The following is a 14570-nucleotide window of genomic DNA, read 5'->3' on the forward strand; positions in this document are numbered from 1 at the left end:
AATGCTAGGCATGTTCGATCAACAGGTTGACTGGAAACTCCGATAGCACGGTGCTCAACATCAACTCTCTAACAGGGCTGACAACGGCACCGCCAAAAAGTCCAGTCGAATTGGCAGGCGACAAGGCAAACGGCAAACTTACCCGGGTGTCGTCCCAGTTCTGCGCCGGGATCAGGGGTATGGTAGCTGCGCCCAGCAGGGTACTGGCCAGGCGTGGCGCGATGATGACGGCGCGCTGGCCTTCGCCCAGGCGGGCGAACGCCAGTACCTTGTCGGCGTGGCGACCGTGCACGGTCAGCGGCAGGTAGGCACCGCGGCGGAACAGCTCGGCGTTGGCCTGGCGGCAGTCGAGCAGGCGGGCAATCAGCGCCTGCTTGATCCGGCCGTCCTGCCAGTGGGCCAGCAGTTCGGCCAGCGGGGTGGCGTCGGCCAGGGTGTTGCGCCGGGTGGCATAATCCACGGCCCTGCGGTTGTCCGGGTCGACCAGGCTGAAGTCCCAGTATTCGTTGCCCTGGTACAGGTCGGGCACACCGGGCGTGGTCATGCGCAGCAGGGCCTGTACCAGGCCATTGAGTGCGCCGGGGCAGGCCAGCAGCTGGGCGGCTTCGGCCAGCGACTTGCGCAACTGCTGGTTCTCGCTGTCCAGCAGCAGGCCGTCGACATAACGCGCACAGGCAGCTTCATAACCCTCGTTGGGCGCGCTCCAGCTGCTGCGCAGCTTGGCTTCACGCACGGCCTTCTGCTGCCACTGGCGAATGCGCTCGGCGTATTGGCGCAGGCCGTTGTCATCATGCGGGTCGAGGTCCAGTGGCCAGCTGCCGAGCAAGGTCTGCAACAGCATCAGCTCATCACCGGGGCTGGGCGCCGGGCCGTCGTCCAGGGCCACGCGCAACGGGCTTGCCAGCTCGCGCCAGTGTTCCACCCGGCTGGCCAGCCACGGGCCGCGCTCGCTCAGCACTGCCAGGCGCGCGCGGGTGTCTTCGCCACGCTTGTGGTCATGCGTGGCGGTGGCCAGCAAGTTGTCAGGGAAGTCGCGCAGGCGCCGCTGCGCCTCGTTGTGGAAGTGTTCGGGCGGGGCACTGAAGCGCTCGGCCTCGAAGCCGACGTCGTTGCGCGACAGCAGCCGTGCGCTGCGGTAGAAGGCGGTGTCTTCCACGGCCTTGGCGGCGCTGGGCGCGGTCAATTGCTGGAAGCGCACGCAGGCGTGGCGCAATTGCTTGCGCGCATAGCCCGCTGGCAACTTGCGCCAGGCTTGCCCGCCCAGCCACTGCTCGAGTTGTTCGAGCAGTGGCCAGTCGGCCTCGCTGAGGTCTTGCCGGGCGTTGGCCAGCGCCTGCTGGAAGAATGCTTCGTCTTGCGCCGGGCGGCCGCAGGCATTGAAGTAGGTGCGGTACACCGGGTAATGCGCCACCAGCGCCTGCAAGGCGCGACGGATCGCACCCAAGGTCAGGTCGCGGGTCATCAGGTCGTTGCGCGCCACCTGCAACAGCGCCTGGGCCACCGACTCGCAGTCCCCGGCCAGGCTGGCATTGAGCACCAGGTGACGGGCCTGGCGCACTTCTTCGGCGAAGGCGGGGCGCTCTGTGACGTTGGTCCACAACTCGGTCAGGGCGGCCTCGCCCGCAGGGTCGTGCTGCAGCAGCGACACCTGGTTCATGAATTCGTAGCCGGTGGTGCCGTCGGTCAGCCAGTCGCGATGCAGGTGCTCGTCGGCACCGAGGATTTTTTCCACGTAGATCGGGAAGTGCTCCAGCGCCGCGTGCAGCGGGCGCCGCGCCAGCAAGCCATCGACCCGCCGGCGCAGTTTGCGGCAGTAGCCGCGCGGGTCGGCCAGGCCATCGATATGGTCGATGCGCAGGCCATCCACCAGGCCGCGCTCGATCAGCTCGAAGAGCTTGGCATGGGTGGCTTCGAACACCACCGCACGCTCCACCCGCAAGCCGCCCAGTTCGTTGATATCGAAGAAGCGCCGCCAGTTGATGTCGTCGGCAGCGGTGCGCCAGCTGGCCAGGCGGTAGGTCTGGCGTTCCAGCAGCAGGTGCAGGCGCCGGAAGCCGGCCTCGCTGCGGCTGTCGAAGGCTACCAGTGCCGATTGCAGGTCGGCACCTTCACCCACCAGGCGTGCCAGCTCTGCGTGCAGGGGCAGGGCGTCGGCCAGCGGGTCGGGCGATGCGTGCAGGGCGGTGAAATGTTCGGCCAGGGCCTTGAGCGCCGGTTCCGGACTCAAGGCCAGAATCCAGCCGTAATCGGCCGGGCAGATCGGAAAACGGTGCTGGTAATGGGCGATCTGCAGCAAGCCTTGCTGCGGATCGAATTGCAGCGGTATCTCACCCTGCTTCAACGCTACACCGTAGTCGCTGCCCAGGAATGGCAGCAGCAACTGCCCGGCCAGCAACGGGTCGCTGGAATGCCACTGGATGTCGAAGAACTGCGCATACGGGCTGCGCCGGCCCCAGGCCAGCAGGCTTTGCCACCACGGGTTGTCGGCACCGCCGACGGCCATGTGGTTGGACACCGTGTCGAGGATCAGCCCCATGCCGTGCTGGCGCAGGGCTGCAACCAGCCGCACCAGGGCTGCCTCGCCGCCCAGTTCCGGGTTGACCTGGGTCGGGTCGACCACGTCGTAGCCATGGCGCGAACCGGCGCGGGCCTTGAGGATGGGCGAGGCATACAGGTGGCTGATGCCCAGCTGGGCGAAGTACGGCACCAGCGGCACGGCGTGGTCGAGGGTGAAGTCACTGTGAAACTGCAGGCGCAGGGTCGCGCTCAGGGCTTTCATCGGTCACGCTCCCAGGCTTGCTCGCGGGCCTGGGCCAGCAGTTCCAGACGCCGGGCGGCATCGGCATCGTCAAGCAGCTCACGCACTGGTCGGGCAAAGCGCCGGCGCCAGTTGGGATGGCCTTCGGTGGTACCGGGCAGGTTGGGTTGCTCGTCGCAGCCCAGCAGGTCTTCGAGGGGGACCAGCACCAGCGGGGCGCGGGTGTGGCCGACATAGCGAATGGCGGCGTCGATCACGGCGTCGTTGTCCTCAAGCGGACCATAGTTGGATTCCAGCGTACGCCGCAGGCCGGCGTGTTCTTTCTGCCGCTCATGGCGCCAATGCAGTTCGGTCGCGGCATCGATCAGTTGCAGGCGGTGGCTCCAGTCGATATCACGGTTTTCCAGCCAACCGGCCAGGGGGGCCAGGTCGTGGGTGCCGGTGGTGGCCAGGGCGTTGTCCGGCCAGTCGAGGATCGGCGTGAAGTTGCCGGGCGAGGCTTGCTCGAACGGCAGCACCCGCATGCCCAGCACATTGCTCTTGGCCAAGGCTTCGCGTAGCCCTTCGGGCACGGTGCCCAGGTCTTCGCCGAGGATGACCGCGCCGTGGCGCATCGACTCCAGTGCCAGCAGGCGCAGCAGGTCGTCCAGCGGGTATTCGAGATAGGCACCTTCGCTGGGCTTGGAACCACGCGGAATCACCCACAAACGGCGCAAGCCCATCACATGGTCGATCCGCAGCCCGCCGGCGTGCGCCAGGTTGGCCCGCAGCATTTCGATGAAGGCGCGGTAGCCGTTGCGTTTCAGGCCTTCCGGGGAGAAGCCGCAGATGCCCCAGTCCTGGCCTGATCGGTTGAGGATGTCCGGTGGTGCACCCACGGTGAGGTTGGCCAGCAGCTCGTCCTGGCGGCTCCAGGCCTGGCTGCCGGCGCCGTCGGCACCCACCGCCAGGTCGGCGATCAAGCCGACCGCCATGCCATTGCCGCGCGCGGCTTCCTGGGCGCGTTGCAGGCTGCGTTCGCTCAGCCACTGGCAGAACGCATGGAACTCGATGCGCGCCGGGTAGCTGGCGGCAAAACTCTGTACTTCGGCGTGGTAAGGGTCGCGCCAGGCCTCTGGCCAGTTGCGCCAGTCGGCGCCGAGGCCCTGGTCGACCGCCTCGGCCTGCAGCACTTCGAAGCGGCAATGGTGTTCCAGCGCTTCGCCGGCGGCCTCGCGGAAACTGTCGAAGTCGCTTCGCTGCGGGTGGTCGCCTTGGCTGAAGTCCTTGTACAGCGCCTGCAACAGCCGGCGACGGGCTTCGGCTGCGCGCGGCCAGTCCACCAGCGGCTCCTGCTCCAGCGCTTCCAGCGCCTGTTCCAGGCCGCAGGCTTCCACCGCCTGGCGCACGGCGCGCTCGCCGAGGATGGCCGCCGGGCTGGCGTACAGGCTGTTGAGCAGCAGCCGGCTGGAGGGGGAGTAGGGGCTGTAATGGTGCTGGTCGAAGGCCGAAAGCGCGTGGATCGGGCTGATGGCCAGGGCATCGGCACCGCGTTCGGCAGCGCTGCGGGCCAGTTGTTCAAGGGCCATGCAGTCGCCATAGCCACCATCGCCAGGGCGACGCAGGCTGTATAGCTGCACCGAGATGCCCCAGCAGCGCGCAGGCGGTTGGCTGACCCGGTCATGCAGCGCCACGCAACCGGCCGGTGCCACGGCCAGGGTGAAGGCATGGCCTTCGATCTGTAGTTGGTGGTAACCCGGTGGCAGCTGGCCAGGCAGCCGGCCCTGGGCATCCAGCTGCAATTGCAACTGCGCGCCGTCCTCCAGGGTGCAGCGCACCGGCCTGCCGCCGGCGAAGTAGCGGTCGAGCGCCAGCGCCTGGCCAACATCCGCGGTCAGCAGGGGTGGCACATGCTCGGCATCATCGCTGTGCGCGAGGCTGGCCAGGCTGTCACGTACCTGGGCATCGTCGGCGCAGCCATGGCCAAGGGCTTCCAGCACCCGGCGCAGCACATCGTCACTGACTTGCTGGGGGCGGTTGTTGGCATCGACCCAGTCGCGGGCCAGCCCGGCCTGCCGTGCCAGCTGGTGTAGCAAAGGTTCGCTCATGGCGTCTCCGGGCTGCGCGGCAGCAGGCTGGCCACACAACTGTAGGGGGAAAGGGTGTCGTCCGGGTGGGCATCGGCGCTGCTATCGAACAGCCGTAGCCCGGCTGGTGGCAGCGCGACGGGCTGCGGCTGGTCCGCCAGGTTCAGGTCGATACGCAAGGTACTGCCATCACCCAGGCGCCAGCTGGCGCTCAGCGCCTTGGCACCGAGCACCTTGGCACCCAGCGCACGCGTGCCAGGCAGGCGTGGCAGCAACTGCTGGCGGCGTATTGTCAGCAACTGCTGATAGAGCCCATGCCAGCCAGCGAGCACGTCGTGCCTGTCTGGCCGTGAGCGTTCGAAGGTCTGCAAGGCGTTCGGGTCGGGGATGCGGGCGCGCTGTTCCGGGTCGGCAAAGGCCGGGAAATGGGCGAATTCGCCGCGCCGGCCTTCACGTACGGCGTCGGCCAGTTCGTCGTGGAAATCGGTGAAGAACAGGAAGGGCGTGCGGCTGCCGTCATCGTCGCCCATGAACAGCAGCGGGATCATCGGGCTCAGCAACAGCAAGGCGGTGGCTGCCCGCAACGCCGCAGGCGGGCACAGCACGCTGAGGCGCTCGCCCAGCGCCCGGTTGCCGATCTGGTCATGGTTCTGCAAGAACAACACGAAAGCGCTGGGTGCGAGGTGGCCACTCGGTTCGCCCCTGGGCTGGCCGTGGCGATTGGCTTCGCCCTGGAACACGAAGCCTTCGCCCAGGCAGCGGGCCAGCTTGTCGATCGGCCGGTGCTTGTAGTCTTCGTAGTAGCCTTCGGTTTCGCCGGTCAGCAGTACGTGCAAGGCGTTGTGGCCGTCGTCGTTCCACTGCGCATCGAAACCTTGCTCCAGCAGGAAGGCCTGGTTGTGTTCGTTTTCCAGTACCAGCCACACGTGGCGGCCAGGTTCCACGGCAGCCCGCACCCGTTGTGCCAGCTCGACGAGGAAATCCGGCTGGTCGATGGCATGCACCGCATCCAGGCGCAGGCCGTCGAAGCGGTACTCGCACAGCCACATCAAGGCGTTCTGGATGAAGTACTCGCGCACCTGCGGGCGCCGGAAGTCGATGGCCGCGCCCCAGGGCGTCTGGCGGTCTTCGCGAAAGAACGGGCTGGCGTACTGGTGCAGGTAATTGCCGTCCGGGCCGAAGTGGTTGTAGACCACGTCGAGCATCACCATCAGCCCATGGCCATGCGCCTGGTCGATCAGCTGGCACAGTTGCTGCGGGGTGCCGTAGGAACGTTGGGCGGCGAAAGGCAACACACCGTCATAGCCCCAGTTGCGTGCGCCGGGGAACTGGCCTATCGGCATCAGTTCGATGGCGGTGATGCCGGTGGCGGCCACGCGTGGCAGCAGGCTGGCCACGCCTGCGTAGCCACCCAGCGCACCGACGTGCAGTTCCTGGATCACGGCTTCGTGCCAAGGCCGGCCTTGCCAGCGGTGCTGCCATGGGTAGGCAGCGATATCCACCACCTGGCTGGGGCCATGGACACCGTCGGGCTGGTAACGGGACGCTGGGTCGGCCACTTGCAGCTGCCCGTCGATCCGGTAGTGGTAGTTGTCGCCTGCCCGGGCCGGGGCCACTCCCGTGTACCAGCCATCTTCTTCGGGCAGCAGCTCTATCGCCGGCTGCTGCTGCAGTTCCACGCTCACGCTGCGCGCATCGGGTGCCCAGAGGGCGAAGCGCGCCGACGTGGCGTCCAGCAGGTGTGCGCCATGCCTGTGCATCTTCGATCCCTCTCTCAGTAGTAGGCCAGGTGGGCCTGCCGGACCAGATCCTCATACAGGCGGGCATAGGGTTCCACGGCCTGGCACCAGTTGAACGGCTGGGTCATCGACAGGCAGCGCATGGCGTTGAGCAGGTCTTTCTTCTGGTACACATAGAAGGCGCGGGCAAGCGCTTCGCGGTAGCTTTCCACGGTCGATTCATCGAACAGGAAACCGGTGACACCGTTCTCGATGGTGTCGGCCAGCCCGCCGGTGTTGCGCGCCACCGGCAGCGAGCCGAAACGCTGGGCATACATCTGGCTGAGGCCGCAGGGCTCGTAGCGCGACGGCATCAGCAGGAAGTCGCTGCCGGCGAACATGCGTCGGGCATCGGTTTCGTTGAAGCCGATGCGCACACCGATGCGCCCGGGATGGCGCAGCGCCAGTTCGCGCATGGCCTGTTCTTCTTCCGGTTCGCCACGGCCGATGATCGCGATCTGGCCACCTTGCTCGACGATGTAGTCGGCCACGCCCAGGGTCAGGTCCAGGCCTTTCTGGTAGACCAGGCGCGACACCACGGCAAACAGCGGCCCTTCGCTCGGCTGCAGCTGGAACAGCTCGCGTACCTCGCGGGTATTGCGCGCCTTGCCTTCCCAGTCATTGATGCTGAAGTTGTGCTGCAGGTGCTTGTCGGTGGCCGAGTCCCAGCTTTCGTCGATACCGTTGGGGATGCCGCCGAGCAGGCCTTGCTGGGCCTTGCTGGCGAGGAAGCCATCCAGGCCGCAGCCGAATTCCGGGGTGGTGATTTCCTGGGCGTAGGTGGCGCTGACCGTGGTGATGTGGCTGGAGTAGGCAAGGCCGGCCTTGAGGAACGACAGCTTGCCGTAGAACTCCATGCCTTCCTGCTGCATGGCATGGTCGGGGATCGCCAGTTCCGGGCTGCAGCCACGGCTGTATACGCCCTGGTACGCCAGGTTGTGGATGGTGAACAAGGTCGGGGTGTTCAGGCCCCGCCAGTGCATGTAGGCAGGCGCCAGCCCGGCAGGCCAGTCGTGGGCGTGCACCAGTTCGGGCTTCCAGTGGATCATGCCCTCGCCAGCGGCGATTTCCGCCGCGGCCAGGCCCAGGCGGGCGAAGCGGATGTGGTTGTCCGGCCAGTCGCGGCCGTTGTCGGCAGCATAGGGGGTGCCAGCGCGCTGGTACAGCTCGGGGCAGATCAGCACATAGATGACCAGCCCATCGGGCAGGTCCATGCGGCCGATCTTGCACGGCGGCAAGGCTGCATGGCCGCTCAGTTCGCCGACGATGTGGATGGGGTTGTCGCTTTCCATCACTTGCGGGTAGCCCGGGATCAGTACCCGTACGTCATGCAGATGCCCCAGGGCCCGGGGCAGGGCGGCAGACACATCGCCCAGGCCGCCGGTTTTCACCAGGTCGGCGATCTCCGAGGTGACGAACAGGATCTTGCGCTTGTTGGGGTTGTGCTGGCGGCGCTGGACGCCGGGTGCCTTGCCTGTCGCGGCGAAATCCGGGGTGACCGATTCGCGATTGTCCGAGGTAAAGGTAGCTACGTGAGGCTCGACAGCGGCACTGATCATACTTCTCTCCGTCCCTATGCTTTGGTCGGGTGCTGGCACCCGTGGCGATATCTCGTGTTGGTTCTCTCTGATGCTGAATTCTGCGTAGTGCTTCCATGCCCCTGAGTCGTGCGCGCAGGCACAGCGCGATCGGCATTCCCGCCAAAAGCGATTGGACTGGTTGGGATGGGTGGGCCGAGCCAGGGAATGTCCCTTGCGTTTGGCCTACTTAGTTCCTGACCTGCCGGCTTTCCTGAAAGTTCGACTTTTTTTCGTCACTCTTCCGATGAGCAAATGGCGGGCCGAAACCCGAGTGTAGGAGAGAAAACGGGGGGAAGGTGACCCGCTGGTCACTATTGTGACGCCGCACGCTAGACGCAAACGTTGGCGTATGTGAGCGAATGTGTATGCCTGGCTGGCGAGCAGGACGGGGGGACGCAAGCCGTGCCCCAATCAGGCAACGCTTGCACCGCTATGGTGCATTTTGGCGCCTCGCACTGGGACCGCTGCTGCCGGGCGATTGTGCAGAGTCCTGTAGCGGGGCGATGCCCTGCACCATGACGAGACGCCTGAAAATTAAAAGTTGAAGTCAATTATGTTTCGGCAAACACTAGCCTGATAAAAAAGTTTGTCAGTAAATACAGTAGGAAGTTGCCTACGATACGCCCTTGTGTATTAAACCCATCGTTCCTGTTATATCGGTTTCGAACCGTTTAAGTTGTTCTTCAGTCACTGCCTCATTCTCGAAGTCGCCATGGGTTGAAACCCGCAATGCCACGATTTATCTGGCTTGCAGCCTGGCGGCTGGCCACTTTTCTTGACGTTCTCATCTTGAGGAAGGCCAGGGTGCGGTTGTTTTCGCCGATAAACAGCATGGCGGGTAGAGCAACTCATGAAACAGTCCGACTTACGCTTCGGTTTCCAGGCGCTCGCTGCGCGCACGGAATTCGAAGTGGTTTCATTCAAACTGGACGAAACCCTCAACCAGCCATTTGTGCTGACCCTGGAACTTGTCAGCTACGAAAGTGACATCGACTTCGGTCACCTGCTCGACAAGCCTGCGCTGTTCACCCTCTATTGCGCCGACCGGCCCCTGCGTCACGTGCATGGCCTGGTCAGCGCCTTCAGCCAGGGCGAAACCAGCTTTTCTCGCACGCGCTACCACGCCGTGGTCGAACCGCGGCTGGCCCGTGCCCGGTTGCGTTCGAACTGGCGCATCTTTCAGAGCAAAACCGTGCCGCAGATTCTTGACCTGATGTTCAAGCGCCAAGGCATTACCCGCTTCGAGCTGAACAGTTGCGCCGAGCACCAGGTACGGGAGTTCTGTGTCCAGGCGGGTGAAACCGACCTCGACTTCATCCATCGCCTTGCCGCTGAAGAAGGGTTTGTCTACCGCTTTTCACACTGTGCCAAGCAGCACACCCTGATCGTCACCGACCGCCTGCTTTCGTTCGGGCTGCTCAGCCGGGGCGCGCTCAAGAGCGAAGATGACGAGGCACTTTGGCAGGATGAGGTCGATGTCGGCCCCGATCAGGTGCTGTACCACGCCGACAGTGGCGGCGACCAGGCCCGCGCCTGCCTGCGGCGCTTGCGCTACTGCGAGCAGGTGCGTACGGCGCGGCAGGTGCAGCGCGACTACACCTTCACCCACCCCGCCTATCGCCAGGAGCACAGGGCGCAGGCCAGTAACGTCACGCACCAGTCCCTGGACTACGAACGCTTCGATTACCCGGGGCGCTACAAGCGCGATGCAGTCGGCAAGCCCTTCACCGAAACACGGCTGACGGGCTTGCGCCACGATGCCTGCCTGGCCGAAGTGCAGGGCGATGACGTGCGTCTGCAACCAGGCCTGAGCTTCACCCTGGTCGGCCACCCACGGCAAGACCTCAATGTGCACTGGCGCGTGGTCAGCCTGTGTCATCAGGGGTCCCAGCTCACCAGCCTGCAGGAACAGGCCGCCGGCGCCGAACAAGGCACCCACTATGTGAACGATGCGCTGCTGGTGCAGGGCATGGCCGAGTGGCGCCCGGCACCCGTGGCCAAGCCGCGCATCGATGGCCCGCACATGGCCACCGTGGTCGGCCCGCCCGGCGAGGAGATCTATTGCGACGAATGGGGCCGGGTCAAGGTCAGCTTTCCCTGGGACCGAGAGAGCGAAAACAACGAATTCAGCTCCTGCTGGGTGCGGGTGTCGCAAGGCTGGGCCGGTGGCAGCTGGGGTTCGATGGCCATCCCGCGTATTGGCCAGGATGTGATTGTCCAGTACGTCAATGGCGACCCCGACCAGCCGATCGTCACCGGGCGCACCTACTGCGGTGACCAGCTGCCGCCTTACGACCTGCCGCAACACAAGACCCGCATGACCATCAAGAGCCAGACCCATAAAGGCACTGGCTTCAACGAGCTGCGCTTCGAAGATGAACTGGGGCGGCAGGAAGTATTCATTCATGCCGAGCGTGACCAGAACAACGTCGTCAAGCACAACGAAACCACGCTGATCGGCAATGACCGTAGCGAGCGCGTCGAGCATGACGAGGTGGTGCACATAGGCGGCAACCGCAGCGTCAAGGTGGGCGCCAGCAAAAGCGAGACGGTTGCCCTTGGCAAGATCGAAAGCGTTGGCCTGGGCAAGATACTGGCGGTTGGTGGCGCGCTGAGCGTGAGCGTCGGCCTCGAGGCCAGCGAACAGGTGGCGCTGGACAAGCGCGTGCAGGTTGGCGGGCAATTGCGGGTCGACAGCCAGGACGACGTGTCGATCACCAGCCATGGCGGCCACGTGCATATCGACAGCCGCACGTCGCTGACCCTCAGCTGTGGCGGGGCCTTTATCAAGCTGGCTGACGGCCGCATCGAAATCGGCTGCCCCGAGCCACTGCTGCTCCATGCCATCGCCCAGGTCAAGGCGCCGGCACGCTACGGTGAGCCGCCTGCCCCGGTACAGGACGACATCGAGTTTCGCCTGGTGCACGCCGACGGCACGCCGATCGCCGGCACGGCCTACGTGGCGAGCTTGTCCGATGGCACCCAGCGCCAGGGCGTGGTCGACCAGAACGGCTATGCCCGCCTGGCCGGGGTCACCCCCGGCTGCAGCGCCCAGGTGCGGTATGAGGTAGGCCCAGGCCCGCTGCAGCTGACCACCGCGACCGAGCTGGATGCTGCCTTGCAGGCTTTGCTTGCCGGTTGCAGCTCGGCAGGTGGCCAGGCATGAGTTCGACAGCGGACTGGCTGGACGAAGCGGTCGACAAAGTCGCCGGCGGCTTTGCCTGGCTGCGCGACCTGGTGCTAGGCGAGTTTGCCGAGGAGCGGCCACTGAGCGTGGTCATCGCCGACATGCTGCTGTCCCTGGTGCCGGGGGTGGTGATCGTGCTCAGCGCCCGTGACCTCGCCGCAGTGTGCCTGCGCCTGGGCAGGCGCTACACGGCGGATGGCAGCCAGGCAGCGGCGCAGCCGCCGGAATGGCAGGAGTGGGTGTTGCTGGTGGCCTGCCTGGTCACCTTGATCGCCCCGATCATCGGCGCGGTGGTCGGGGCGGCGGGCACCGCAGTGGGCTCGGTGGCAGGTGCACTGGTTGGGCAGGAAGCGGCGGCGTTTCTGCGTGGGTTGTGCCTGCTGTTGATTCGTGAAAGCCAGGTCATCTTGCAGGCCGTGGTTGCCTTTCTCGGCAAGTTCACCCGCGGCAGCGTGGAGTTCTGGCTGCGCCAGGTCCGGTTCGCCAGCTATGAAAAGGACCTGCTGGCCTACCTGGACCAGTTTCTGGCCAAGGTCATTGCGGCGACGGTAAAGCTGCGCAGTTACCTCGGCAACTGGCCGTTCAACCAGGCGGCCTCGCGCCTGTTGGTGCGGCTGCAGGCCATGGAAGCGCAGTTCTACGCGGTGCAGGTGCATGCCGTGCGGGAAATCCCGCATGCGCTGATGCAGCTCGATGCCAGGCTGGCCAAGTTATTGGAGCAAGCCAGCGACCTGCCCGCGCAGGTGGCGCATGCCGGGGTGCATGCAGCAAAGCCGGTGCCCATGGCCATGAGTGGTGGGCGGGTGACTTCCGGCATTGGCATGCGCCCACGTTATCTGGAGCGCCCCGACGGCGTGCTCGGCCCGCCGGTGCCCACGTCACCGCCAGTTGCTGCGCATGGCGCCAATGTGCACGCGTTCGATCACGCGACGGCGACCCGGACGCAGAAGGGTATTTACGGGGAGGTGGTCAGTGATCAGTACATGCTTGGCAAGGGCCACGAAAACCTGTTGTCGGCGGCGCGGGGGCCGCGCAGCCTGGAAATGAAACCCACTGGGCGCGGGCTGGATGGTGTCTATCGTAATGCCCATCCGCCACCGCCGTTCATTATTACCGAGACCAAGTATCGAACGGGGGGCGTGTTTTCGCCGGGGAGTTTGCCGGTTACGAAGGGGAGTGAGGGATATCCGAGTGCCAGGCAGATGAGTGATGCGTGGATTGTCCCTAGATTACAAAGCGCTTTGGGGCGTAGTGAGGGAGATGCGATTCGAGACGCAGGGTACGAGCGGTGGCTAATAGTCGTAAACGAAAACGGGGTCGTATCGAGTGTGACTAAGCTCGACGGGAATGCAAGGGCCATTGTTGATGGTGTTTGACAGGAGGATGTCAGGTGCAATTTGATCGGGTTAAAAGAGAGCCGCTTCTTCAAGAAAGGTTTTATCTGGATGATGTGTCTTATTTGAAGGAAAAGTACTTTGAGCGGAGCGCTGAGGAGTATCTGGCTAGGTCGTGGCCGGATTACGTCAATGTGGAAGGAATAAGTTGGGGGTGGTGCTATCAGTCACTTGAATTATTGATTGAATTGTATTCAGGGGGCGAGCCGTTAGAGTCCCTCCAAGCCTATGCTGAGCACGTGTTTTCGCAGTTTCAGCGGCACAAACAGAGTTTTCCGGATTTCTCATTGAAGCTATGGGAGCCAGATGCCTATCAGTACGTGTTGTGGCTTTTATCTTTTGCTGTTTTGTTCGGAAAAGCAGGGCGTATTGCGCAAATAGCAGCGTGGACAAGTGACAGTTCGGATGAGAGTCAGGATTTACTGTTGAGGCAGTTGTTTGTTCGTGTGGGTGTAGATTTTCCTGGGGGCACGTTAGTTCATAAGCGACCTTACAGTGAGCTCCTTAGGGCAGTGTCAAGTGGAGGCGATGAGCAGCAACAGGCTTTGCGTGCCTATCTCAAACAATGGTACAGAGGTATGCGAAACTGTTATTGGCATGACCGCCACAAGGGAAGAAGTGACTCTGGATTCTTTGGTTACTGGGCATTCGAGGCGGGTATGGTCACTGTGCTATGGGGTGTTGATGATACTCCCTACAGGGATCTCCCCTACTATCCGAAAGATTTGGTAGATGACGCTCGTGAACGCCAAGTTATTCAAAGTTTCCCAGAAGGACTTCTGAGCGTGACAAGTTCGGATGTGTTTGCCAAGTCAGGTGAAGTTTGCCCTCGCACGGGCGTGTGGGTCTGCGACGATTGGGTTGTGGGGCCTCAAACATTTATGCAAGGCATTGAAATGCCAGCCGACGAGGGACGTATCTTGACGTGGCGCTTGGTAAAGGGCCTGTAAGCTCTGATTCTACCAGGTCGCCTATTTTTGCAGGTGAGCGTAGCCGCCTGAATCCATTGGGTGTGAATGATGTGTCGATTCGATAAGTGTAAGCGTGAACCATTGCTGCAAGAAGCAGCCTATCTCGATAGTATTTCCTTTTGGAAGAAGTATTATGTCGAGCTAGAGGCTGAGCCTTACCTGAAAATTGAACGCCCCGAATATGTAAACATTGAAATGTTGAGCTGGAGTTGGTGCTATGAGTCTATGGAGTTGCTTGTGGCTCTTTACTCAGGTGGTGAACCCATCAAGTCGCTTGAATTCTATGCGGGGCACATGTTCAGCCAGTTCCAGCGTCACAAACGCTCTTATCCCGATTTTTCTTTGAAGCTATGGGAGCCCGACGCTTACCAGTTCGTACTTTGGCTGCTGTCCCTCGCTGTGCTGTTGGATATGCCTGAGCGCATCGAGCAGATCGCCGGTTACATCAGTGACGACCCGGATCACGGTCAAGACCTGCTGATCCGCCAGCTGTTCACCCGGGTTGGTATCAACCAGGCCGGCCCGGCATTGATTCACGCGCGCCCCTACGCAGACTTGCTGCAAGCCTTGAACGGCGAACAGGCCGAACAGCAGCAGGCCATGCGCAGCTACCTGAAGAAATGGTACCGAGGCATGCGCAATTGCTATTGGCATGATCGCCACAAAGCCCGCAGCGATGCCGGCTTTTTCGGCTACTGGGCCTTCGAGGCCGGTTTGGTCACATTGTTGTGGGATATCGACGATACGCCTTACCGCGACTTGCCCTATTACCCAAAAGACCTGGTCGATCACGCCCGGCAGCGCCCGGCTCACCTGAATTAGCGTGGAGGAGGGCC

At 63.5% G+C, this 14570-nt stretch carries 8 protein-coding genes; 4 read left to right on the forward strand and 4 right to left on the reverse strand.

The window, feature by feature from the left end; all coding sequences use genetic code 11:
- Positions 1-4: 4 nt before the first annotated feature.
- From HU760_RS09485 to glgA, 4 genes are read right to left on the reverse strand one after another with little or no spacing between them, the layout of a single operon-like run.
- Positions 5-2779 (reverse strand): malto-oligosyltrehalose synthase, encoded by a 2775-nt coding sequence (locus HU760_RS09485; RefSeq protein ID WP_186674691.1) that lies wholly within the window; start codon positions 2777-2779, stop codon positions 5-7.
- On the reverse strand, positions 2776-4845 hold the full coding sequence (malQ, locus tag HU760_RS09490) for a 4-alpha-glucanotransferase (RefSeq protein WP_186674690.1): 2070 nt from the start codon (positions 4843-4845) through the stop codon (positions 2776-2778). The genes HU760_RS09485 and malQ overlap by 4 nt, the downstream gene beginning before the upstream one ends.
- A complete protein-coding gene (gene treZ, locus HU760_RS09495; RefSeq protein ID WP_186674689.1) occupies positions 4842-6584 on the reverse strand; it encodes a malto-oligosyltrehalose trehalohydrolase in 1743 nt (580 codons plus the stop codon). The genes malQ and treZ overlap by 4 nt, the downstream gene beginning before the upstream one ends.
- Before the next feature lie 14 nt (positions 6585-6598).
- Positions 6599-8161 carry a glycogen synthase GlgA gene (gene glgA / locus HU760_RS09500; RefSeq protein ID WP_186674688.1) on the reverse strand — a complete coding sequence of 521 codons (1563 nt, stop codon included), beginning with the start codon at positions 8159-8161 and terminating at the stop codon, positions 6599-6601.
- An 871-nt stretch (positions 8162-9032) separates the two neighbouring features.
- Between glgA and HU760_RS09505 the strand changes: the two genes are divergently transcribed.
- From HU760_RS09505 to HU760_RS09520, 4 genes are all read left to right on the forward strand, one after another.
- Entirely contained in the window at positions 9033-11348 is a 2316-nt protein-coding gene (locus tag HU760_RS09505) for a type VI secretion system Vgr family protein (protein ID WP_186674687.1), read from the forward strand.
- Complete coding sequence (locus tag HU760_RS09510) at positions 11345-12745, forward strand: hypothetical protein (RefSeq protein ID WP_186674686.1); 1401 nt, start codon at positions 11345-11347, stop codon at positions 12743-12745. The genes HU760_RS09505 and HU760_RS09510 overlap by 4 nt, the downstream gene beginning before the upstream one ends.
- Before the next feature lie 14 nt (positions 12746-12759).
- Complete coding sequence (locus tag HU760_RS09515) at positions 12760-13713, forward strand: PoNi-like cognate immunity protein (RefSeq protein ID WP_186674685.1); 954 nt, start codon at positions 12760-12762, stop codon at positions 13711-13713.
- Between the two features lie 102 nt (positions 13714-13815).
- Positions 13816-14556 carry a PoNi-like cognate immunity protein gene (locus HU760_RS09520; protein ID WP_186674684.1) on the forward strand — a complete coding sequence of 247 codons (741 nt, stop codon included), beginning with the start codon at positions 13816-13818 and terminating at the stop codon, positions 14554-14556.
- Positions 14557-14570: the final 14 nt, after the last annotated feature.

Origin of the sequence: Pseudomonas oryzicola (assembly GCF_014269185.2) — a bacterium.
In the GTDB taxonomy this organism is placed as follows: Bacteria; Pseudomonadota; Gammaproteobacteria; order Pseudomonadales; family Pseudomonadaceae; genus Aquipseudomonas; species Aquipseudomonas oryzicola.

Coding starts and splice junctions, on each gene's coding strand:
- HU760_RS09485 (WP_186674691.1), bottom strand. CDS start 2,779: ATGAAAGCCCTGAGCGCGACCCTGCGCCTGCAGTTTCACAGTGACTTC.
- malQ (WP_186674690.1), bottom strand. CDS start 4,845: ATGAGCGAACCTTTGCTACACCAGCTGGCACGGCAGGCCGGGCTGGCC.
- treZ (WP_186674689.1), bottom strand. CDS start 6,584: ATGCACAGGCATGGCGCACACCTGCTGGACGCCACGTCGGCGCGCTTC.
- glgA (WP_186674688.1), bottom strand. CDS start 8,161: ATGATCAGTGCCGCTGTCGAGCCTCACGTAGCTACCTTTACCTCGGAC.
- HU760_RS09505 (WP_186674687.1), top strand. CDS start 9,033: ATGAAACAGTCCGACTTACGCTTCGGTTTCCAGGCGCTCGCTGCGCGC.
- HU760_RS09510 (WP_186674686.1), top strand. CDS start 11,345: ATGAGTTCGACAGCGGACTGGCTGGACGAAGCGGTCGACAAAGTCGCC.